Raw genomic sequence first — 21,417 nt, 5'->3', positions numbered from 1 at the left:
GCATCATGCCTGCTCTGCCGCTTTGGTGGTTCCGGATCGATCCTCATCACGCCAACGGGTTTGCGCCGCCGAACGGCGATACTTAAGTTGGAATGATAACGTTCGGCGAGGCCGAACGATCTTTGGGTTCGGAGAGCCGTGTGGCGCTGGTCAAAGCCGATGTTCTGGTTCTGGGCGCGGGAATTGTCGGCGTTTCCGCCGCGCTGCATCTCCAGAAGCGAGGGCGGGATGTCATCCTTGTCGACAAACACGAAGGGGCGGGCGAGGAGACGAGTTATGGCAATGCCGGCCTGATCGAATGCGCGTCGGTTTTCCCTTATGTCTTTCCCTACGATCTGCGGCAGATTCTGCGTTATGCGCTGAACCGGTCGGCGGAAGCGCATTATCGTTTTCGCGATCTGCCGGCGTTTTTGCCGTGGCTCGTCCGGTATTTCCTGGCGTCCTCACCTGAACGCGCGTTGCGCAGCGCGATGGCCGCCTTGCCGCTGATCAGGCGCAGCCTTGTCGAGCATGAAGCGCTGATCGCAGAGGCTGGTGTGCCTCAACTTCTGCGCCGGACGGGCTGGATCAAGCTGTTTCGGTCGAATGCGACGCTCGACAAGGGCCTCGCCGACCTCGAACGCACCCGCCGGTACGGAGTCGAAGCGGATGTTCTTGACGATAAAGCGATCGCCACACGCGAGCCCAACCTGTCGGGAACGTTCGCCGGCGCCATTCACTGGCCGGCGCCGGGCTTTATTCCGGATCCGGGAGCATTGACGAAAGCCTATGCGGCGTTGTTCGTGCGCCGCGGCGGCCGTTTCATCGCGGCCGACGCGCGGACTTTAACGCAGAGCGCGGCGTCATGGCGTGTCGATGGTCCGAACGGAGCGCTGACCGGGCGCGAGGCCGTAATTGCCCTGGGGCCGTGGTCGGATGATGTCTTCCGTCGGCTCGGTTACAACCTGCCGCTCGGCATCAAGCGCGGCTATCACCTGCATCTGGCGCCGCGCGGCAATGCGGTGCTCCATCATCCCGTTCTCGATTCGGATCGCGGTTATCTGCTGGCGCCGATGAATCGCGGCATTCGCCTCACGACCGGCGCGGAATTCGCGCGTCGCGATGCGCCGCCGTCACCGGTGCAGATCGAGCGAACGCTGCCGATGGCGCGCGAACTGTTCCCGCTGGGCGGGGCGGTCGATGCGGCGCCGTGGATGGGAAGGCGCCCGTGCATGCCCGACATGCTGCCGGTGATCGGAAAGGCTGCCCGCCATGCCGGATTGTGGTTCGACTTCGGACACCAGCATCACGGCCTGACGCTGGGGCCGGTCACAGGCCGGCTGCTGGCCGAAATGATGACGGGCGAGGAGCCGTTGGCCGATCCGAGACCGTTTGCCGCGGAGCGCTTTGGCTGAACCTCCGTTCGCGGTTTCGCATCGCGTCATGATTGCTTGCGCCACAGGCGCTCTCGGCGATACTGCTCGCCGCCATATCGAGGCCGATTCAGGAGCGCGCCATGAAAGTGAATATCGAGATCGACTGTACGCCGCTCGAGGCCCGCCAGTTTATGGGATTCCCGGACGTGCAGCCGATGCAAAGCGCGGTGATGGATAAGCTTCAGCAGAAAATGGCAGAGAACATCGACAAATTCTCGCCGGAAGCGATCCTGCAGAACTGGTTTACCTTCGATCCGAAGATGGCCGAGCGCTTTCAGGACATGTTCGTCAACATGTCGGGGTTCGGAACCGGCCAGACAAAAGACAATAAGTAAACACGCCCGGCGACCGATGCCACGCATCCGTTGAGCGCCGGTTTCGCCCCTCGGACCTCTGGCTGCCGCTTGACGTCGCGGAGTCATGACATCGTGATGCTTGCCCCAGGGCGGCGTCAGCTTTGGGATTGCGGGCGGCCAGGTTCCCAGGGCGTCACCGCAAAAGCGATCTGCCAAATCCTGTATTGTCAAATTCAATTGAGAACGGCGGTCGCGCGTCCCATAATATCGACGTCGGACTGAGAAGGACATGTCGTGCCGCCCGATCCCCACGTCACCGTTTACGCTGGCTTTCTGATCGGCCTCGCTTTCGGCATGGTCGGCCTGCTCAGCGGCTTCTGCCTGATGAGCAGCTTGCGCGGATATTGGGCTCGGGGCGATGGGCGCCTGATCCGGACCTACGCGCTGGCGATCGGTGTTGCGGTCGCCGCCACGCAATTGCTCGCCGGCGCGGGCCTCGTCGATCCGGGAAAATCGATTTATTTGCAGCCGTCGTTCTCGGCGCCCCTAATGTTCGCGGGCGGCATAATTTTCGGTTACGGCATGGTGCTGTCGAATGGCTGCGGATCGCGCGCTCTGATTCTGCTGGGGAGCGGCAATCTTCGCTCGCTGGTGGTGGTGATCGTTCTCGGCATCGCGGCACAGATGACCCTGAAGGGCCTGATCGCGCCGGCGCGCATCACCGTGCTGCAAGCTAGCCAATCCGCCCCGAACGTCATCTCGCTGCCGGCGCTGGCGGGAACGCTCGGCCTGAGCGCGTCGCTTGCACGAGCGCTCGCTGTCCTCGCGGTCAGTGGCGTGCTGATCGCCTTCGCGTTCTCACATGCGGCATTCCGGCGGTCCTGGGGCCAGATCGCGGCCGGCCTCATTGTCGGTCTCCTCGTTGCCGCCGGATGGTATGCGACCGGCTATCTCGGCGCCGACGATTTCAATCCGGTGCCGGTCACATCGATCACGTTCGTCGCACCCGTCGCCGATACCGTGCAATACGCGATGCTGTCGACCGGCCTGACGATGAATTTCGGTGTCGCGCTGGTGCCGGGAGTCGTGCTCGGAAGCCTCGTCACCGCGCTGGTGACGCGCCGTTTCCATCTCGAGGCCTACCATTCGCCGCGTCACATGCTGCGTTCGGTCACTGGCGCGGCGTTCATGGGCTCCGGCGGGGCGATGGCCTATGGATGTTCGGTTGGACAGGGCCTGACCGGTCTTTCGACGCTGGCGCTGGCGTCGTTCGTCGCCATCACCGGAATCGTCGCCGGTGCCGCGATCGGTTTGCGCGGGCCGCTTCGCGTTGAGGCGCTAACGTCCCCGCAGGATTCGGCTTCGCCTGCGCACTAGTGCCGCGCTCGTTGAGATCGGCAATGATGGAATTGCCGTCGAAGGCCCCCCCGGGGAATGCTCGCGGTGAGGTGACCGGGAGCATACTATCAACACGACAACCCCATTGAATGACCACATAAATAACGGCCGTGCACCATCTTCCGTTTATAAATTCCGCTTCGAGTCTGAGTGGAACGGATAGAACAGACAGGAGGAGGGATCATGCGCACCTTGGCATTGCCGATTGTCGTTGCATCGCTAATCATGGGAGCGCCCATCATAGCGCAAGGCTCTCCTGGAACGTCAAATCCCAAGAACCAAACGCAGCAAGACATCACGATACGCAATATTCAAGTCGTTGACATTGAAGAACTGCAACCTGACGAGCGCTCAAAGGTCGATGCATTTCTGGCGAACACAAAGCAGGAGGACCTGCAATCGCTCCGAGATTCGATCGCCACAGCGCCCGAAGTTGTCGCTGCGCTCAAGGCGAAGGGACGCGTCTCCGCGCAAGTTGTCGCCATTAATTTCGATGAGAGTGGCCTCCTGACCATATTCACGAAGAAAGCCGCCTGATCACGGTTCATCGTTCATGAATCGTGATCCCAGCGAGGAACAAGCTTTCAGTTCGAACCCGCGTGGGAGTAGTCATGAAACTAAATGCAACGCAGTTGAAGCAGACGCTGAACCAGATGGATGCACAGGTTCTTCCCGAGGATCATCCGGCGGTCGGCCAATTGATTGAGTTGTTTGGCGACCATACCTTCTTTCTCGATGAGAGTGGCCTGAAGGTTTTGGAAACGACCGAGCCAATGGAAACGGAAGCTCAAACCGGCTCGGTTGTCAGTCTTGCAAACTGGAAGGATGGAAAGTTCAGCAGCCTGAAGCCACACGATCCGGTTCCAACCGGCGACGTGATTGTCCTGATCCAGTAATGCTTCAGATGACGACAGCCGCGCGGGAGGCCACCTTTGGCTCATCCGGCGAGGGGGCGGGTAGTTCGCTGGCTCCGCGCGGCATGATCGCGAGATTGCAATAGCTCGGCATTTCAGCGTCTGACATCACACGTCCAGCTTTTTGTTTTGACGCGTTTGCTTCACGCGAACCGGTATCCATCCTCGGGTCAAGCCCGAGGACATGCTTCGCTCGAAAACGCTATAATCCGGCTCTGCTTTGTCGCGGGCGCTCCAGCGTCTCGAAATATCTCTCCAGCAGTTTTTCGCAATGCAGACGATTTTGGGCACCCGGCTGCAAGATATGGCGCATCGCCAGACCGTGAATGAAGATCAGCAACTGCTCGGAAACCACCTCGGCGTCCAGACATGACTGAAGCTCTCCGGCATCGATCGCGTCCTCTATCAGCCTGGTCCACGCGGCCTGCTGCCTTTCGAATCGCCGGTTCTGATGCTTGCGCATCTCCGAGTTGCGTGTGCTGGCTGCCGTGTAATTGACCCAGAAGTGCCAGAAGCGGTCGGTCGACGATCGAAAGATATGGCTGAAGGCGAGCACCCTGAGCTGGACCAGCGGTGAATCCGCGGAACTGTCGCATTCCTGCGGGGGCAGACAAGACGCCTGCAACGCGGCCATGAGGAGTTTGTGCTTGTTGCCGAAGTGATAGTTGATGGTGCCGGTGCTGACGTTTGCGCGATCGGCGATCTGACGCATACTGGCGCCATCGATTCCGCTTTCCGATATCACCGCATGGACGGCGTCGAGTAAATTCTTACGTCTTTGGATTCGCCCCGGCCGTTTTCTGACCGCAGCTTTCGCTCTGCTATTCATTCCGCCCGCTGCTCACTTCCCATTCCCGGCGGTATCACTATAGGTAAAACGTTTTTGCTGTACAGCCGCAAACAACCGATGTGGGATAACTGCGCCGTTTCGTAACAGGAAGCGACGAAAACCGACGATATCGCCTTGCGATATTCAATCCGGCGAATATCCGGTCTGTCTTGCGGTCCCGAATTTGAGCGTCGGTCGCTGGTGTCACGGCGCTATCGTGCTGGTCAGCGGTTCATAGCGCGTGTCACGATGCGAATCTCCGACGTCAGCGTCCGGTGAACCGGGCACTTATCGGCGATCTCCATAAGTTTCCGGCGCTGTTCCGGATCGAGCGTCCCTTCCATCGCGATCTCGCGTTCGATTCGATCGAGCATACCGGTTTTGGTTTCGCATTCGGCGCAGTCCTCGGCATGAACCTTGCTGTGCCGCAGCGTCACGGTTACGCGATCGAGCGGCAGCGCCTTCCGCTCGGCATACATTCGCATGGTCATGGAGGTGCAGGCGCCGAGCGCTGCAAGCAGGAAATCATAAGGTCCTGGTCCGGTATCGTGGCCGCCGGCGGAAGTTGGTTCGTCGGCGGTCAACCGGTGCGGGCCGACGGTCACGCTCTGCTGGAATTTGCTGCGGCGGGTTTCCCGAACGACAACGCTGCGCGAGCTTTGGTCTTCCGTGGGGCCGGTCGGCGCCGGTTCGAGGTAGCGTTGCGCCCAAGAGGCGATCACATCGGCGACGTAATCGGTGTCGCGCCTCTCGCTCAACAGATGATCGGCTCCCGCGAGCGATATGAAGCTTTTCGGATGTTTTGCAGCAACGAATATGCGGGTGGCGTTGTCGATCCCCACGGTGTCGTCGGTCGGCGAATGCAGGATCAGCAGCGCCTTCCGCAGCTCCGCGACCTGTCCCAGCAGGTTGTGCTCGGCGATATCGTCGAGAAATTCCTGCTTGATATGGAACGGGCGGCCGGCGAGGGAGACCTCGACCGTGCCCTGCGCGCGGATATCCGCGATGCGATCGGCGAACAGGTGCGTGACATGCGCCGGATCGGACGGCGCTGCGATCGTCGCCACCGCTTTCGCCTCGGGAATTTGTGCCGCGGCTGCGAGAATGGCCGCGCCACCGAGGCTGTGGCCGATCAGAAGCGCCGGCGCTTTGCGGGTTTGGCGCAGATGATTCGTCGCCAGAACGAGATCCGCGATATTGGAGGAAAACGTGCTGTTGGCGAATTCACCTTCGCTTGCACCAAGACCAGTGAAGTCGAATCGCAGAACCGCTATTCCCCGCGCCGTCAGTCCCGCGGCGATGCGTCTTGCCGCAAGCACGTCCTTGCCGCAGGTGAAGCAGTGCGCGAACAGCGCGTAGGCCACCGGTTCGCTGTCGGGAAGATCCAGCGTCGCTGCAAGCGCAGAACCGTCCGACCCGGAAAACTGGAAACGCTCGTTCGGCACGGCAGGCCTCCCTGGCTCATGCGGGCGCGGCGCACGATATCCGTGACCAGCGGGCTCAACCCTTGCCAAGCAGCAGCGGAAGCTGGCGCGGGCCACGTACGTTGCCCCCGGACCATCTTATCTCGCTCGATGGGTCGAGCCGGAAATCCGGAATGCGCTTCAGCCATTCCTCGATCGCAACCAGTATCTCCATGCGTGCGAGGTGGACGCCGACGCAGCGGTGAATGCCGACGCCGAAAGCAACGTGGCGGTTTTCCTTGCGGTCGATGATGACCTTGTCGGCGTCAGGGAAGACCGCCGGGTCGCGATTGGCGGCCGGAAAGGACAGCAGCACCATGTTGCCGGGCTTCATCGGGCAGCCGCTCACGGTGGTTTCCTTCATGACCTCGCGCCCCGATGTGGCCGGTGAAAAGGCACGCAGAAATTCCTCGATCGCCGTCGGAAGAAGTTGCGGCTCCGCGACGAGACGCGCGCGGTCCGCCGGCGTCTTCGCGAGGTGCCACAGCGAAGATCCGATCGCGCTCCATGTGGTGTCGATGCCGGCGATCAGCAGCAATCGCAGGGTCCCCTGCACATGCGCGTCCGTCAGCGGTTGTCCGTCCTCGCCCCTCGCATTTATCAATGTTGCGATTAGGTCGTCGGTCGGATGCTTCTTTCGCGCTTCGATCTGGTCTGTGAAATAGGCGACCATTTCGCGGATGGCCTGCATCACCCTCGCGTCATCATGAAGGCCGCCCTCCAGCAGTTCATGAATCCACTTGATGAAGAGATCGCCGTCCTTTTCCGGAACACCGAGCATGTTGGTAACAGCCCGGGTCGGAATATATTTCGTGTAGCGCGCCGCGGCATCGCAACCCTTCTCGTTGATGAAGCCGTCGATCAGCTCGTTGCAGAGTGCGCGCAAGTGCGGCTCCAGCTTCTTCACCGCGTCGGGCATAAATGGCGGCAGCAGGATCTGCTTGGCGTGCTTGTGCTCGGGCGGGTCCGATGAGGCGGGTGGCGCGGGCGGCGGCGGCTCCAGACGGACGTTACGCACGATCACTCGACGCGACGAAAAATGTTCGGTGTCGGAGCAAATTTCCTTCACGGCCTCATAGGTGGTCGGCAGGTAGAGACCGAGAAAGCGGTTGGTGTGAGCGACGGGACATTTTACGCGCAGTTCGTCCCAGATCGGATATGGATTTTCCGTCCAGGTCGGGTCGGTATGGTCAAAATCGTGAACCCAGTCGGTGACGGGGGCGGGGCTGGACATCGAACTCCTCCGGAGGACCGCCGCCGCTCGATCAAGCCAGGGCGGCGCGCGCAAAATAATAAAACGATCTGATTTATTCTTCGTTGATCGGGATCGCGATTTCCGGGCAATTGGCTTGTGCGAGCCGCGCCTTGTCTTCAAGCCCAGCCGGGACGGTGCCGTCGCCGATTTCGTGGGCGTTGCCCAGTTCGTCGAGTTCGAACAGTTCGGGCGCCAGCGACTTGCATTGCGCGTGACCTTGGCATTTGTCCGGATCGACGCGAATCCTGAGGGTGCCAGACATGCAGGGTCGTTCCTCTGACCTGAAATGACTGCAAGATAGCCGCTCTGCCGGTGCAGTGCCACTGCCGGCTGGGGCGATGCATCCATTTATGTGAAAAGCCATCCGGCGGCGTCGTCCGACCTGTCCGGTGAGCCGCCGCGCGAGTGGCGAGCCGGTCATGTCCGGGGGCGGCCGCTCATCTTTTGTGCATCATTGGCCGCGGTTTCTTGCGTCGCAGCAGGAAAATTGCGACTGATAGGGCCGGACTTTCAGGAGCAGCGCGATGTCTCGTCAGATGATGCCGTTACCCCGTGCGGGTCAGCCGGAGTCTGACGCCGCTGCGCTCGATGAGCGGCTGCGCGACGATATCCGGCTGCTCGGGCGCATTCTTGGCGATACCGTGCGCGATCAGGAAGGGGCCGCCGTGTTCGATCTGGTCGAACGCATCCGGCAGACCTCGATCCGCTTTCACCGCGACGAGGACAAACCGGCGCGGCGTGAACTGGAAGCCATCCTCGACGGCATGTCGACGCACGAGACCGTGCTTGTCGTCCGCGCCTTCAGCTATTTCTCACATCTCGCCAATATCGCCGAGGATCAGAACAACATTCGCCAGATGCGCAGCCAGAGCCTCGAGGGCGGGACACGGCACGAAGGCCGGCTGGCGCACACGCTCGCCTGCGCACGTGAGGCAGGGTTCAGCGGCGCCGAATTGCGGGCCTTCTTCGACAGTGCGCTGGTCAGCCCGGTGCTGACCGCCCACCCGACCGAGGTCCGCCGCAAGAGCACCATCGACCGCGAAATGCAGGTCGCTGCCCTGCTCGAACGGCGCGAGCGGATGCAACTCACTCCTGACGAATACGAGGTCAGCGAGGAACAGTTGCGGGCTGCGGTGCTGACGCTGTGGCAGACCAACCTGTTGCGACGGACCAAGCTCACGGTGCTCGACGAGGTCGCCAACGGGCTGTCGTTCTACGACTATACCTTTCTGCGCGAGGTGCCGCGGCTGCACTGCGTACTGGAAGACCGCTTGCAGGATGCCTCCGACGGCGGCGTCTCGAACGAGATGGCGTCGTTCCTGCGGATCGGAAGCTGGATCGGCGGCGACCGCGACGGCAATCCGTTCGTGACGGCGGACGTCATGCGCGGCACCCTGAAGATGCAGGCCTCGCGGGTATTGCGCTATTATCTCGATGAGCTGCACGAACTCGGCCGCGAGCTGTCGCTGGCCGCCGACCTCACGGACGTCTCGCCGGAACTGCGCGGGCTGGCCGAACGATCGGCCGACACCTCGCCGCATCGCCGTGGCGAGCCCTACCGCCTCGCGGTGTCCGGCATTTACGCGCGTCTTTCAGCCACGGCGCTGAAGCTGAAGGCGGACACGCTGCGCCCGCCATACGGCAAGGCCCCGCCCTATGCGAGCGTCGCCGAATTCAGCGCCGATCTCGATGTTCTCCACCGCTCGCTGATCCAGAATAACTCGGAGGTGATCGCGCGCGGACGGCTGCGCCATCTGCGCCGCGCTGTCGACTGTTTCGGTTTCCATCTCGCCTGTCTCGACTTGCGGCAGAATTCCGCCGTTCACGAGCGCACCATCGCCGAACTGCTCGATGCCGCCGCGCCGGGCACGTCCTATCTGGCCCTGGACGAGGAAGCGCGAATCGTCGTGCTGCTGCGAGAACTGCGCAGCGCGCGGCCGCTGACGTCGCCGTTCATCACCTACAGCGACGAGACGCTGGGCGAACTCGCTGTGTTCCATGCCGCGGGGGAAGCGCACGACATGCTCGGCCCCGGCTCGATCCCTCAATGCATCATCTCGATGAGCGAGGGGGTTTCCGACCTGCTCGAGGTCGCATTGCTGCTGAAGGAAGCCGACCTCGTCGACCCCAAAGGGCACAGCGCCATCAACATCGTGCCTTTGTTCGAGACCATCGAGGACTTGCAGGCCTGCGCCGGCATCATGGACCGGCTGCTGTCGCTTCCGGAATACCGGGCGCTGGTGGACAGTCGCGGCGGTCTGCAGGAGGTGATGCTCGGCTATTCCGACAGCAACAAGGACGGGGGCTTCGTCACGTCCGGATGGGAACTTTACAAGGCCGAGATCGGGCTCGTCGAGGTGTTCGAGCGCCACCATGTGCGGCTGCGCCTGTTTCATGGTCGCGGCGGATCGGTCGGACGCGGCGGCGGCCCGAGCTACGACGCCATCCTCGCGCAACCCGGCGGCGCCGTGAACGGCCAGATCAGGATCACCGAACAGGGCGAAATCATCTCCAGCAAATACTCCAACGCCGAGGTCGGCCGCAACAATCTAGAAATCCTTGCCGCCGCGACGCTGGAAGCGAGCCTGTTGCAGCCGCGGCAGAGCGCACCGAGCCTCGAATATCTCGATGCCATGGAGTCGCTGTCGTCACGCGCTTTCGCGGCCTACCGCAACCTCGTCTACGAGACGCCGGGCTTCGAGGACTATTTCTGGGCCTCCACCGTCATCAACGAGATCTCGACGTTGAACATCGGCAGCCGGCCGGCATCGCGCAAGAAGACGCACCGGATCGAGGACCTCCGGGCGATCCCGTGGGTGTTCAGTTGGGCGCAATGCCGCGTGATGCTGCCGGGCTGGTACGGGTTCGGCAGCGCGGTGGAATCCTGGATAGCGGATCATCCCGACAAGGGCATGGCGTTCCTGCAGGAACTGTACGGCGAGTGGCCGTTTTTCCGCATGCTGCTCTCCAACATGGATATGGTGCTTGCGAAAAGCTCGATCGCGATCGCGTCGCGCTATGCCGATCTGGTGCCCGACGTGACGCTTCGCGAGACCATCTTCGGGCGCATCCGCCGCGAGTGGCACCTCACCATTGACATGCTGCTCGCCATCATGGGGCAGGAGCGACTGCTCGCCGGCAATCCGCTGCTTGAACGTTCGATCCGTAACCGCTTCCCCTATCTCGATCCGCTCAATCACGTGCAGGTCGAATTATTGAAGGACCATCGTGCGCAGGGTGGCGACCAGCAGGTGCTGCGCGGCATCCAGCTTACCATCAACGGAATTTCCGCGGGCCTGCGCAACAGCGGCTAACGTACGATCGATTTCGTTTGCGAGTTCTGCCATGTCCGATCACCCGACCCTGGCCACGCTCGCCGCCGATCTCGAGGCGGGGCGCACCACGGCGCGCAAGCTCGTCGACGACTGCCTTGCCAAAATCGCCGATAAAGCTGGCGAGGGCGCGCGAGTGTTCATCCAGGTCGATGCGGACGGCGCCGTCGCCGCCGCCGAGGCCATGGACGGACTGCGCAAGGTCAATGCCGCGCCGTCGCCCTTCGCCGGCATTCCGGTCTCGATCAAGGACCTGTTCGACATCAAGGGACAGGTATCGCGGGCCGGTTCGCGCGCGCTCGATGATGCGCCGCCGGCAGCGAACGACGCCCCGGTCGTGGCGCGCCTGCGCCGCGCCGGGTTCGTGGTGATCGGGCGCACCAACATGACTGAATTCGCCTATTCGGGACTTGGCATCAATCCGCACTACGGCACGCCGAAAAATCGCTGGCAGCGCGACGTCGGCCATGTGCCGGGCGGATCGTCGTCGGGCGCGGCGGTGTCGATCACCGACGGCATGGCGCATGGCGCGCTCGGCACCGATACCGGCGGCTCCTGCCGGATTCCGGCGGCCTATTGCGGTATCGTCGGCTACAAGCCGACCGCCCGCCGCATTCCGCTCGACGGCGGCGTGCCGCTATCGGTCACGCTGGACAGCTACGGGCCGATTGCCCGCTCGGTCGGCTGCTGCGCCGTGATGGACGCGGTGCTGGCGGACGAGCCGATTGCGCCGGTCGCGCCGCGCCCGATCAAGGGGCTGCGGTTCGCGATGCCGACCACGGTGATGCTGGACGACCTGAGCAGCGCGGTTGCGCGGGCCTTCGAGCACGCGCTGGACCGACTGGCCGACGCCGGCGCCGTGATCGAACGCATCGCCGTTCCCGAATTCGCCGAGGTCGCAGCGCTAAATGTCGGCGGCGGATTCTCGGCGGCGGAAAGCTGGGCCTGGCACCGCGCGCTGATCGCGAAAAAGGCGGAGCTCTACGATCCCCGCGTCATCAGCCGCATTCGTCGCGGCGAAAGCCTCAGCGCCGCCGACTATGTCGATCTGCTCGCCATCCGCCGCGCGATCATCACAGGCTTCGAGCGCCGCGTCGCGCCGTACGATGCGTTGATAGCACCGACGGTGGCGATCACGCCGCCGGTAATCGCCGACCTCGCCGGCGATGCCGCCTACACGAAAGCCAACATGCTGTCGCTGCGCAACTGTGCGCTGATCAACATCCTCGACGGCTGCGCGATCTCGCTGCCCTGTCACCGCGAGGGCGAGGCGCCGGTGGGCTTGATGCTGGCCGCGGCCGGCGGGTCGGATCGCCGGATTTTCGAACTCGCGGCGGGTGTCGAGCCGATCGTTCGCACGTAAATGCCCCACTTCTACGGCCGTCATGTCAGGGCAACAACGCAAGCGCGTTTCCGCGCCGATGTCTTTGCGGCTCCGCCACATTGTTGAAGAAATCGTCGCTCAGGTTTTCGGCCGTGCTTTTGGTTCGCGTGATCCGGAACGATTGCGAGCGCCAGGGGTTTTAAGGGTTTGGGGTGGGTGTATATCTGCACAGCGGGGAGGTGCGATTGAGGCGTGTGGGTCAATACGGCATTCGGCGCATTCTTTGCGTCTTTCCCCGCTACACGTCGTCGTTCGGCACGTTTGAGCACGCCTATCCCCTGACCGCTGGCGTACAGGCTTTCATGCCGCCGCAGGGACTTCTGCTGATCGCCGCCTATCTGCCCGCCGAGTGGAAAGTCCGTTTCATCGACGAGAACATTCGCTTCGCCACGGACGAGGATTTCGAGTGGGCCGAGGCCGTGCTCGTCAGCGGCATGCACATCCAGCGCCAGCAGATGAACGATATCTGCCGCCGCGCCCACGCCTTCGATCTGTCGGTCGCGCTCGGCGGTCCGTCGGTCAGCGCCTGCCCCGACTATTATCCGTCGTTCGACTACCTTCACGTCGGCGAACTCGGTGATGCCACGGACGACCTGATCGGACGCCTGGCGCGTGATCCGTCGCGGCCCGATGGTCAGGTTGTCCTCAAAACCGCCGATCGGCTGGACATGACCAGATTCCCGATTCCGGCTTATGAACTGGCCGACATCAAGCATTACTTCCTGGGCAGCATCCAGTATTCCAGCGGCTGCCCGTATCAGTGCGAGTTCTGCGACATTCCCGGCCTCTATGGGCGCAACCCGCGTCTGAAGACGCCTGAGCAGATCACGCGCGAACTCGACAAGCTGCTGGAATGCGGGATTACCGGCTCGGTCTATTTCGTCGACGACAATTTCATCGGCAACCGCAAGGCCGCGCTGGACCTTTTGCCGCACCTGATCGAATGGCAGAAGAAGACCGGTTTCGTGCTGCGGTTCTCCTGCGAAGCGACGCTGAATATCGCCAAGCGCCCGGAGATCCTGTCGCAAATGCGCGAGGCGTTCTTCGCGACGATCTTCTGCGGCATTGAGACGCCCGATCCTGAAGCGCTGCACGCGATGAAGAAGGATCACAACATGATGGTCCCCATCATGGAAGCGATCCAGACTCTGAACGATTATGGCATGGAGGTGGTGTCCGGAATCATCCTCGGGCTCGATACCGACAAGCTTGAGACCGGACAGCATCTGCTCGACTTCATCGACCGATCGCAGATACCGCTTCTGACCATCAATCTCCTGCAGGCGCTGCCTAAGACGCCGCTTTGGGATCGTCTGAAGCTGGAGAATCGGCTGATCGAGGACGATGGCCGCGATTCCAACGTCGACTTTCGGCTGCCCTACGACCATGTCGTGGAGACCTGGCGCGAATGCATGGGCCGCGCATACGTGCCCGAGAAACTTCTGGAGCGCTACGAGTACCAGATCCGCGAAACTTATCCGAAGCGGATTCAGCCGCGGACACGCCAGCAGGCGTCGTGGCGGAATATCAAGCTCGGCCTGACCATGCTGCGCAACATCTTCTGGAAGGTCGGCGTGCGCGGCGACTACAAGCGTGTATTCTGGAAATTCGCGCTGCGCCGGCTGGCGCGCGGCGAGATCGAGTATCTTATCGGCTCGATCCTGGTTGCCCATCACCTTATTTTGTTCGCGCGTTCGGCCTCACGCGGCAAAACCAACGCCTCCTATTATTCGCTGAAGTTGCGAGAAGCCTCCGTTCCCGCCGAATAGGCGATGGCCGCGGATACCGGGACGGGCAGGAGCGGCCGCCGGTCGAACCGCTTCGGCTTGAGCGGCGCGGATCGTGGTCGCCCTTGCTTGTAGTCTATCCGGGAAACCGCTACACCTTGCGCCGAAAATTTATGCGTGCTGTCGATAGCTAAAGCGAGCGGCCCGCCGGCTTTCGGGTTCGCTCCAGGGCCTCCAGGAAATTTGCTAGACGATGGTGTTCACGACAGGGACAGCGCATGCTTGAGCGAAACCGCGATGCTGCCGACCAGGGCGCCCCGATCGGCCGGTCGCTCAGCATCGCCTTCGGACTTGAGCGGATCGGTCTGATTGCGGTGCGTGCGCCGATCCTGTCCTGCATCATTCTGCTCGCCTTGGTCATCGGTGCGGTGTTCGGAATCCACCGCATCAAGATCGACGATTCGCTCAGCCAGTTGTTCCGCTCCGACACCAAGGAGTATCATCAGTACGAGGAAGTGACCAAGCGCTTCCCGTCGAGCGAGTTCGACGTGCTGGTCGTGATTGAGGGCAAGACGCTGCTCGAACGCGACAATCTTGAAAAGCTGCGGGATATGGTCACCGACCTGCAACTGGTCGATGGCGTGCGCGGCCTGATCTCGTTGTTCTCGGCGCGTCAGGCGCCCGAACCCGGCAAGCTGCCGGCGGCGCTGTTTCCGTCCGAACTGCCGAAAGGCGCCGACTACGACAAATTCATCGAGACCGTGAAATCCAACGAGATCATTCGCGGCAAGCTGCTGTCCGACGACGGCACGCTGGCGCTGGTCGTGCTGTCGCTGCAGCCGTCGATCGTCGAAAGCAGCGGGTTGAGCACCACCGTCGGGCAGATCCGCAAGGTTATGAACGACGATCTCGCCTCCACCGGCCTCACCAAAGAGCTTTCCGGTGTGCCGGTGATGCAGCTTGAAATTCGCAACGCGGTGGAGCGCGACGGCATCATCTACAACGTCGCCGGCATTCTGGCCGGCTGTCTGATCGCGATCGTGTTTTTCCGCAAGGTCTCCTTCATGGTTGCCGCGGCGTTCCCGCCGTTGCTTGCGATCCTGCTGGCGTTGGGCGTGCTGGGCTGGGCCGGTTTCAGCCTCAACATGTTCCTCAACGTGATGACGCCGCTCATCATGGTCATCAGTTTCTCCGATTCGATGCAGTTGACGTTCGCGGCGCGCGACCGCCTGATCGCGGGCGAGGACAAGTATTCCGCGTTCCGCAATGCCGTTCTGGTGGTCGGCCCAGCCTGCGTGCTGACCCATGCGACCGCGGGAATCTCGTTCATCGCGCTGCAGTTCTCGAATTCAGACCTGATCCGCAGCTTTGGCGAGGCGGGCCTGCTGGCGACCGTCATCGCGCTGCTCGCGGTGCTGTTGCTGGTGCCGGTGTTCGGGGTTCTGCTGGTGCGCAACGAACAGCGTTTCGCGGAGAAATTCAAAACGTCGGATTGGGGCGTGCAGGTGCTGCGCCGCTTCTGCGCCTGGATCGCGGTGCGGATGGTGGGGCATCCCGGCTTCTTCAGCCTGCTTGCCCTGGTGGTGGTTGGCGGCCTGGCGGTGGTCTACGCTAACCTCGAGCCGCGTTACCGGCTCGCGGATCAGGTGCCGGACAAGCAGCAGGCGGTGGCGGCCAGCAGCCGTCTCGATGCAAAACTCACCGGCGCCAACCCGATCGATGTCCTGATCGAATTCCCCAAGGGTGAGACGCTGTATTCGCCGCAGACGCTTGCCACCATCGCCGAGGTCCACAAGCTGGTCGAGGAGCAGGCCGGCGTCGGCAACGTCTGGTCGCTCGAAACACTGCGGCGGTGGCTCGCCGAAAAGGCCGGCAGCAACGACGTTGCGACGCTCAAGGAATATGTCAGCGTCCTCCCCGAGCATCTGGTGCGCCGCTTTATTTCGAAGGACCAGACGGCGGTCGTGGTGTCGGGCCGCGTGCCCGATCGCGACTCGAGTCAGATTCTGCCGATAGTGGAGAAACTCGACCACGCCATGGACGCGGTCCGGCACGCTCACCCCGGTTATGAAATCGCCGTCACCGGCCTGTCGGCCATCGCCGCGCGCAACAGCGCCAGCATGATCGAGAAGCTCAACCACGGTCTCACGATCGAGTTTGCGCTGGTCGCGGTGTTCATGGGGCTGGCATTCCGCTCGGTCGTTGTGATGTTTGCCTGCATCCTGCCCGGGATTTTCCCTGTCGTGCTGTCCGGCACGGTATTGTGGGCGCTCGGGGAGGGGCTGCAGTTCGCGAGCGTGGTCGCGCTCACGGTCTCGTTCGGCCTCGGGCTCAGTGCGACCATCCACTTCCTCAATCGCCTGCGGTCCGAGAGCAAGCCGGGCGTCAGCGCAGCCGAGGCGGTCGAGCGCGCGACCGTGCTGATGGGGCCGGCGCTGATCCTGACCACCGTGGTGCTGGCGTGCGGCCTGGTGGTGACGGTGTTCTCGGATCTGCCGTCGCTGCGCCTGTTCGGCTGGCTCAGCGCCTTTGCCATGATCGCCGCCCTGGCCGCGGATTTCCTGATCCTGCGCCCGACGGCGATGTGGCTGATTACCTTTGCGGAGCGGTTGCGCCGCGGCGGCCAGACGAAGGCGCTGAAATAGGGATTGCGCCCGCGGTGGATGCCGCGGCACCGGGGCGGATAATCCGGTTGACCTTGTCAGGACGTAAACGCACGAAGCCGGCACGATGATTCAAAGCGAGTTATACGTCATTGCGAACCAACGGGTCGGCGCAAAGCGCCGGCCGATGACAGGTTCTACGAAGCAATCCAGTTCTTTCGGGCTTTCTGGATTGCTTCGTCGCTTCGCTCCTCGCAATGACGGCAACCTGATTCCGTCTAAAAAGCCCACAGCTAGCTACGCACCATGGTGATGGAAACGTTCCTGATTTGGCCTTTCGAGGTGATCCAGACCGATTGCCTGTTGCCATGGACGCGCAGCGTCAGGTTGGCGGCAAAGCCCGCAGCATCCACGAACACGTCGATCTCGCCGCCGCCGGCGCGGCCGCGCACGGAACCGAAGAGATTGCGGGTAGATTCGCTCCAGTTCCCGGTAATTTCGGTGCCGTCGCTGACCACGTCGCTGGAGAGATCGAACTTGTAGCTGTCGCTGGCGCAACGCAGGTTCTGTTTCAAGGCTCTGCCCGTGCGATCCACGTGGTAGGATGCCCTGCAACGAATATTCTCTGTCGATCCATCGGACAGCGAGACCGTGCCTTTGCCCGACCAGTTTCCCGCAAAGCCCGCAAACGGAGGAGACTGGGCGAAGCTTGCGGATATGGATAATGCAAGGCACGCGACAAGGCTGGCTGCAATCGTCGACTTCCGAACCAGCCCGGAGGCAAACAGTTTCATATCCGATTTTCCATTAAAAATGATGCTTAGGTAATGACTCGCGCGCTGCATCAAGTTCTTAGTTGTTGTCGCGGCGCGCGAGGTTCAATCCCGATAGTATAATCGATGTCCTCTCGGGTATCTGCATCGAAGTGGCCGGGCGCGGCCGATATGAACCGATATGGATTGTCACAAAACCGGACTGACGCGCACTTGACAGGATAGACGCCACGGCGGATTTGCCCGGCAAATATCCGCACCGCTCGCTTGTACTTTAGTCGATATATTTCAGTACGTTAGATATTAGTGATTGAAAATCTGTGGAAACAAGCTGCGATGACGTGTCCGCCGTCGCAAATTTAGCCGCATTTCACGGTGCTTTTGGCATCCGCGGATATGCTCGTAGGAAAGGCCACGTCGATTCGCGACCGGTGTGTACCGCAGCAGATGGAGCGGCCGCGTGTGGTCTGTCCGCTCTTGCGATCTCTTCCGGTATGGGTATCGATACGGTCTCGCGAGATCATCGCTCCCGACCGTTTTGAAAGACCAGTCATATGCCCGGGCTTGTGCGGGTTCGAACTCTCTGCCGTGCAATTATAAGGAATACTATGTCTAAAATTTTTCTATCGTTCGCTCTGCTTTTGACATTTGGTTTGACCACAATGACGGCGCAGGCCCAGGGCCAATCGCACGGCGGGACTGACGCGGAACAGCGCGCCTGCGCACGGGACGTCAGCCGTTTCTGCCGCAAGGTGATCGATCAGGGCGATTTCACCATCCTGGCGTGTCTGCAGCAGCACCGTCCGAAACTGACGAAGGCGTGCCACCAGGTCCTGCTGAGCCACGGCCAATAAAGCGCTCCGGAAACAAACAAATCCAGTTGTCCGATTGCCCGCCGGTTTCGTCGCCGCGGCAGATCGGCACGGCTAAAAGGCGAAAGATAGCATTGGTTTAGCTTGCGGTTTCCCCTATATGGGGTGCGCGTGCGATCCTGCCTGCCGGTATTTCGGAACTGGCGGGACCCAATTTGCAATCCAGAGCAACATAGCCTGTCCTGATGCCTACCGCGACCCAACTGCGATCCGGAAAGACCCACCGCGACGAGAATTTTCCGGTCGCGTCGTGGATCATTCATCCGCGTCACCGCGCGTTGATTCTCGCGTTCTACAATTTCGTTCGGACCGCGGACGACATCGCCGATCACGCCGAACTCGGCGAAAAGGACAAGCTCGCCTGGCTCGATCTGTTCGAGGATGAACTCCTGGGGCAGGGGAATAGTCAGCCGGAAGCGGTCAACCTCCGAAATGCGCTGGCGCAACGGTCGATGCCGCCGCGCCACGCCATCGACGTGCTGAAGGCGTTCCGGATGGACGTCACCAAGCTGCGCTACGAGACCTGGGACGACGTGATCGACTATTGCCGTTATTCGGCGATGCCGGTCGGACGTTTCATGCTCGACGTGCATGGCGAGAGCACGTCGACCTGGGCCGCATCCGACGCGCTTTGCGCCGGCCTGCAGATCAACAATCATCTTCAGGATTGCGCCAAGGACTACAGCAACCTCAACCGCGTTTATCTGCCGCGCGACGCGCTGGCCGCATCCGGTGCCTCGGTCGAGATGCTCGGCGGCGATAGGGCAACGCCTGCGCTTCTGCAATGCCTGCACGCCCTTGCCGGGCGAACCGAAGCGTTGCTCAACGAGGGACGACCGCTCGCGGCACAGATCAGGGACATCCGGCTCGGGCTCGAAGTCGCCGTGATCCGGATGTTCGCCGACAGGATCGTCGCGCTGCTGAAGGTGCGCGATCCCCTGAGCGAGACGGTTCACCTCAAGCCGGTGCAACTGCTCGGCTACAGCGTCGGCGGTATCACTGCGGAAATGCTTCGCCGCTCGGTGCGGCGGCGGCCGGTGTCGAACCCGGCGGCCGGCGCATGACGATCGAGACGACAGCCGACGCGAGTTCCGGAGCGACCGCGTCCAGCAGCTCGTTCTACGCGGCGATGCGCATCCTGCCGCGCGCGCAGCGCGAGGCGATGTTCCAGATCTACACGTTTTGCCGCTATGTCGACGACATTGCCGATTCCGATAGTCCGCGGCCGGAACGGCGGGCCGCGCTCCAGCAATGGCGTGACGACATTGACGCGCTCTATCAGGGGCACGCGCCGGAGCGGTTGCGCGATTACGACGCCTCCGTGAGCGCCTTTGGTCTGCGCCGCGAGGATTTTCTTGCCATTATCGACGGCATGGAAATGGACGTGCTGGCGGATATCCGCGCGCCTGACGATGCCACGCTCGATCTGTATTGCGATCGCGTCGCCAGCGCCGTCGGACGGCTGTCGGTCCGGGTGTTCGGATTGCCCGAGCAGGATGGCATCCTGCTCGCGCATCATCTCGGTCGAGCGCTGCAGTTGACCAATATCCTGCGCGATCTCGATGAGGATGCGGCGCTCGGACGGCTGTATCTGCCGCGCGAGGGCCTGCTCCGCGCCGGCATCAGCAGTGCCGATCCGGCCGCCGTGATTTCGAACCCGGCGCTGCCGCAGGTCTGTGCGCCGCTGGTGGAGCGGGCGCGGGCGCATTTCGTCGAATCGGACGAGATCATGAATCGCAACCCGCGCCGTGCCGTGCGCGCACCCCGCATCATGTCGAGATATTATCACGCCATTCTGGATATGCTGGAGCATCGCGGTTTTCATCTGCCGCGCTCGCCCGTTCACCTCAGCCAGGCGGCGAAGATTGCCATCGTCCTCCGGTACGCGTTGATCTGATGCAAACAACCGTTCATATCGTCGGCGCCGGCATTTCCGGTCTTTCCGCGGGCGTGCGTCTGGCCGACGCCGGTTATCTGGTTCGCGTGCACGAGGCGGCGCAACAGGTCGGCGGGCGTTGCCGCTCCTATTTCGACGGCGCGACCAATCTGACGATCGATAACGGCAACCATCTGGTGCTGTCCGGCAACCATAGCCTGCTGGCCTATGCGCGCAGGATCGGCACCGAGGCCGGTTTGCAGGGGCCGCCAAAGGCCGAATTCCAGTTTATCGATCTTGCCGTCAATAAACGCTGGAAGCTGCAGATCAACGACGGGCGCGTTCCGTTCTGGGTGTTCGACCGCAACCGCCGGGTGCCCGACACTTCGCCTGCCGATTATTTCGCGCTCGCGCCGCTGGCCTGGGCCAAGACCCGCACACGGGTTGGCGACGCTATCAAGTGCGAGGGCGTGCTTTACAAGCGGCTGGTGCTGCCGCTCCTGCTCGCAGCGCTCAACATCGAGCCGCCCGACGGATCGGCCGGTCTTGCCGGCGCGATCATTCGCGAAACGCTGCTGGCGGGCGGTCAGGCGTGCCGCCCGCTGATCGCGCGCGACGGGCTGAGCCCGGTGCTGATCGAGCCGGCGATCGACTACATTCGCGCCAGGGGCGGCAGCGTCGATGTCGGCCACGAAGTGCGGCAGCTCACCATGGCGAATGGCAGGGTCACGGCGCTCGCGCTCGGCGATCAGACCATCGCGCTCGGCCCGGACGATGCCGTCGTGATGGCGGTGCCGCCGCGGCCCGCGGCCGCGCTGCTGCCCGGCCTGACCGTGCCGACGAAATTCCGCGCCATCGTCAACGCGCACTTCCGCTTCGTTCCCCCGCCACATCAGCCGCCGATGATGGGGGTCGTGAACGGCCTGATCGAATGGCTGTTCGCGTTTCCGGACCGTTTCTCCATCACCATCAGCGGCGGCGACCGACTGGTGGACATCCCGCGCGAGGAATTGGCGCGGGCGATCTGGAAAGACATCTGCGCGGTCGCAGGCATCGAGGCCGAGATGCCGGCCTGGCAGATCGTGCGCGAGCGCCGCGCCACATTCGAGGCCTCGCCCGAGCAGAACGCCCTGCGTCCGGGTGCGCTGACGGAGTGGAAAAACCTGTTTCTCGCCGGCGACTGGACTGATACGGGGTTGCCGGCAACCATCGAGGGGTCGGTCCGCTCCGGAAACCGGGCTGCCGATCACGTTCTGAAAACCCTGAATCCGATATAGCCG

19 protein-coding genes are annotated in these 21,417 nt (G+C 62.4%); 13 read left to right on the top strand and 6 right to left on the bottom strand.

The genetic code is table 11. The annotated features are described in order from the left end of the window. The first annotated feature begins 92 nt into the window (after positions 1-92). The 5 genes from V4R08_RS07300 to V4R08_RS07280 all read left to right on the top strand — a co-directional run bounded on the left by V4R08_RS07300 (position 93) and on the right by V4R08_RS07280 (position 4,005). Positions 93-1,394 (top strand): NAD(P)/FAD-dependent oxidoreductase, encoded by a 1,302-nt coding sequence (locus V4R08_RS07300; RefSeq protein WP_442935635.1) that lies wholly within the window; start codon positions 93-95, stop codon positions 1,392-1,394. A gap of 101 nt (positions 1,395-1,495) precedes the next feature. After that, the gene (locus V4R08_RS07295) at positions 1,496-1,750 is read left to right on the top strand and encodes a DUF6489 family protein (protein ID WP_335578736.1); all 255 of its coding nucleotides are present in this window, start codon (positions 1,496-1,498) and stop codon (positions 1,748-1,750) included. Positions 1,751-2,065: 315 nt separating this feature from the next. After that, positions 2,066-3,088: a YeeE/YedE family protein gene (locus tag V4R08_RS07290; RefSeq protein WP_335580210.1), complete on the top strand. Its 1,023-nt coding sequence runs from the start codon at positions 2,066-2,068 to the stop codon at positions 3,086-3,088. 204 nt (positions 3,089-3,292) lie between these two features. Beyond that, complete coding sequence (locus V4R08_RS07285) at positions 3,293-3,646, top strand: hypothetical protein (protein ID WP_335578735.1); 354 nt, start codon at positions 3,293-3,295, stop codon at positions 3,644-3,646. Positions 3,647-3,720: 74 nt separating this feature from the next. Continuing rightward, the gene (locus tag V4R08_RS07280; RefSeq protein ID WP_335578734.1) at positions 3,721-4,005 is read left to right on the top strand and encodes a hypothetical protein; all 285 of its coding nucleotides are present in this window, start codon (positions 3,721-3,723) and stop codon (positions 4,003-4,005) included. Between the two features lie 4 nt (positions 4,006-4,009). Here V4R08_RS07280 and V4R08_RS07275 read toward each other — a convergent pair whose 3' ends face one another. From V4R08_RS07275 to V4R08_RS07255, 5 genes are all read right to left on the bottom strand, one after another. Next, positions 4,010-4,132 (bottom strand): hypothetical protein, encoded by a 123-nt coding sequence (locus V4R08_RS07275; protein ID WP_335578733.1) that lies wholly within the window; start codon positions 4,130-4,132, stop codon positions 4,010-4,012. A gap of 93 nt (positions 4,133-4,225) precedes the next feature. After that, positions 4,226-4,852: a TetR/AcrR family transcriptional regulator gene (locus V4R08_RS07270; RefSeq protein WP_335578732.1), complete on the bottom strand. Its 627-nt coding sequence runs from the start codon at positions 4,850-4,852 to the stop codon at positions 4,226-4,228. 224 nt (positions 4,853-5,076) lie between these two features. Then, the gene (locus tag V4R08_RS07265; RefSeq protein WP_335578731.1) at positions 5,077-6,297 is read right to left on the bottom strand and encodes a bifunctional alpha/beta hydrolase/OsmC family protein; all 1,221 of its coding nucleotides are present in this window, start codon (positions 6,295-6,297) and stop codon (positions 5,077-5,079) included. 55 nt (positions 6,298-6,352) lie between these two features. Then, positions 6,353-7,549 carry a cytochrome P450 gene (locus tag V4R08_RS07260; RefSeq protein ID WP_335578730.1) on the bottom strand — a complete coding sequence of 399 codons (1,197 nt, stop codon included), beginning with the start codon at positions 7,547-7,549 and terminating at the stop codon, positions 6,353-6,355. Between the two features lie 73 nt (positions 7,550-7,622). After that, entirely contained in the window at positions 7,623-7,832 is a 210-nt protein-coding gene (locus V4R08_RS07255; protein ID WP_335578729.1) for a ferredoxin, read from the bottom strand. A 274-nt stretch (positions 7,833-8,106) separates the two neighbouring features. Between V4R08_RS07255 and ppc the strand changes: the two genes are divergently transcribed. From ppc to V4R08_RS07235, 4 genes are all read left to right on the top strand, one after another. Then, positions 8,107-10,884, top strand: coding sequence for a phosphoenolpyruvate carboxylase (gene ppc, locus V4R08_RS07250; protein WP_335580209.1), 2,778 nt, complete (start codon positions 8,107-8,109; stop codon positions 10,882-10,884). 31 nt (positions 10,885-10,915) lie between these two features. Then, positions 10,916-12,265 carry an amidase gene (locus V4R08_RS07245; protein WP_335578728.1) on the top strand — a complete coding sequence of 450 codons (1,350 nt, stop codon included), beginning with the start codon at positions 10,916-10,918 and terminating at the stop codon, positions 12,263-12,265. 206 nt (positions 12,266-12,471) lie between these two features. Beyond that, positions 12,472-14,055, top strand: a complete 1,584-nt coding sequence (locus V4R08_RS07240) for a B12-binding domain-containing radical SAM protein (RefSeq protein WP_335578727.1) — start codon at positions 12,472-12,474, stop codon at positions 14,053-14,055. Positions 14,056-14,291: 236 nt separating this feature from the next. Continuing rightward, on the top strand, positions 14,292-16,658 hold the full coding sequence (locus V4R08_RS07235; RefSeq protein WP_335578726.1) for an efflux RND transporter permease subunit: 2,367 nt from the start codon (positions 14,292-14,294) through the stop codon (positions 16,656-16,658). 251 nt (positions 16,659-16,909) lie between these two features. Here the strand turns inward: V4R08_RS07235 and V4R08_RS07230 are convergent, their stop codons facing one another. Next, on the bottom strand, positions 16,910-17,410 hold the full coding sequence (locus V4R08_RS07230; RefSeq protein WP_335580208.1) for a hypothetical protein: 501 nt from the start codon (positions 17,408-17,410) through the stop codon (positions 16,910-16,912). Between the two features lie 587 nt (positions 17,411-17,997). Between V4R08_RS07230 and V4R08_RS07225 the strand changes: the two genes are divergently transcribed. The 4 genes from V4R08_RS07225 to hpnE all read left to right on the top strand — a co-directional run bounded on the left by V4R08_RS07225 (position 17,998) and on the right by hpnE (position 21,414). Next, positions 17,998-18,243: a cysteine rich repeat-containing protein gene (locus V4R08_RS07225; RefSeq protein ID WP_335578725.1), complete on the top strand. Its 246-nt coding sequence runs from the start codon at positions 17,998-18,000 to the stop codon at positions 18,241-18,243. Between the two features lie 203 nt (positions 18,244-18,446). Continuing rightward, a complete protein-coding gene (hpnC, locus tag V4R08_RS07220; protein ID WP_335578724.1) occupies positions 18,447-19,325 on the top strand; it encodes a squalene synthase HpnC in 879 nt (292 codons plus the stop codon). Further along, complete coding sequence (gene hpnD / locus V4R08_RS07215) at positions 19,322-20,158, top strand: presqualene diphosphate synthase HpnD (protein ID WP_335578723.1); 837 nt, start codon at positions 19,322-19,324, stop codon at positions 20,156-20,158. Before hpnC ends, hpnD begins: the two co-directional genes overlap by 4 nt. Then, positions 20,158-21,414: a hydroxysqualene dehydroxylase HpnE gene (hpnE, locus tag V4R08_RS07210; RefSeq protein ID WP_335578722.1), complete on the top strand. Its 1,257-nt coding sequence runs from the start codon at positions 20,158-20,160 to the stop codon at positions 21,412-21,414. The genes hpnD and hpnE overlap by 1 nt, the downstream gene beginning before the upstream one ends. Positions 21,415-21,417 lie beyond the last annotated feature (3 nt).

The organism is Nitrobacter sp. NHB1, assembly GCF_036964665.1.
In the GTDB taxonomy this organism is placed as follows: domain Bacteria; phylum Pseudomonadota; class Alphaproteobacteria; order Rhizobiales; family Xanthobacteraceae; genus Nitrobacter.
This window is presented reverse-complemented; position numbering and strand designations above follow the sequence as displayed.

What these genes read in the sequence shown, in the direction of transcription:
- hpnC (WP_335578724.1), top strand. Translation starts at nt 18,447, where the DNA reads ATGCCTACCGCGACCCAACTGCGATCCGGAAAGACCCACCGCGACGAG.
- V4R08_RS07280 (WP_335578734.1), top strand. Translation starts at nt 3,721, where the DNA reads ATGAAACTAAATGCAACGCAGTTGAAGCAGACGCTGAACCAGATGGAT.
- V4R08_RS07225 (WP_335578725.1), top strand. Translation starts at nt 17,998, where the DNA reads ATGTCTAAAATTTTTCTATCGTTCGCTCTGCTTTTGACATTTGGTTTG.
- V4R08_RS07270 (WP_335578732.1), bottom strand. Translation starts at nt 4,852, where the DNA reads ATGAATAGCAGAGCGAAAGCTGCGGTCAGAAAACGGCCGGGGCGAATC.
- hpnE (WP_335578722.1), top strand. Translation starts at nt 20,158, where the DNA reads ATGCAAACAACCGTTCATATCGTCGGCGCCGGCATTTCCGGTCTTTCC.
- V4R08_RS07300 (WP_442935635.1), top strand. Translation starts at nt 93, where the DNA reads ATGATAACGTTCGGCGAGGCCGAACGATCTTTGGGTTCGGAGAGCCGT.
- V4R08_RS07290 (WP_335580210.1), top strand. Translation starts at nt 2,066, where the DNA reads ATGGTCGGCCTGCTCAGCGGCTTCTGCCTGATGAGCAGCTTGCGCGGA.
- ppc (WP_335580209.1), top strand. Translation starts at nt 8,107, where the DNA reads ATGATGCCGTTACCCCGTGCGGGTCAGCCGGAGTCTGACGCCGCTGCG.
- V4R08_RS07255 (WP_335578729.1), bottom strand. Translation starts at nt 7,832, where the DNA reads ATGTCTGGCACCCTCAGGATTCGCGTCGATCCGGACAAATGCCAAGGT.
- V4R08_RS07230 (WP_335580208.1), bottom strand. Translation starts at nt 17,410, where the DNA reads ATGAAACTGTTTGCCTCCGGGCTGGTTCGGAAGTCGACGATTGCAGCC.
- V4R08_RS07295 (WP_335578736.1), top strand. Translation starts at nt 1,496, where the DNA reads ATGAAAGTGAATATCGAGATCGACTGTACGCCGCTCGAGGCCCGCCAG.
- hpnD (WP_335578723.1), top strand. Translation starts at nt 19,322, where the DNA reads ATGACGATCGAGACGACAGCCGACGCGAGTTCCGGAGCGACCGCGTCC.
- V4R08_RS07275 (WP_335578733.1), bottom strand. Translation starts at nt 4,132, where the DNA reads ATGTCAGACGCTGAAATGCCGAGCTATTGCAATCTCGCGATCATGCCG.
- V4R08_RS07245 (WP_335578728.1), top strand. Translation starts at nt 10,916, where the DNA reads ATGTCCGATCACCCGACCCTGGCCACGCTCGCCGCCGATCTCGAGGCG.
- V4R08_RS07285 (WP_335578735.1), top strand. Translation starts at nt 3,293, where the DNA reads ATGCGCACCTTGGCATTGCCGATTGTCGTTGCATCGCTAATCATGGGA.
- V4R08_RS07260 (WP_335578730.1), bottom strand. Translation starts at nt 7,549, where the DNA reads ATGTCCAGCCCCGCCCCCGTCACCGACTGGGTTCACGATTTTGACCAT.
- V4R08_RS07235 (WP_335578726.1), top strand. Translation starts at nt 14,292, where the DNA reads ATGCTTGAGCGAAACCGCGATGCTGCCGACCAGGGCGCCCCGATCGGC.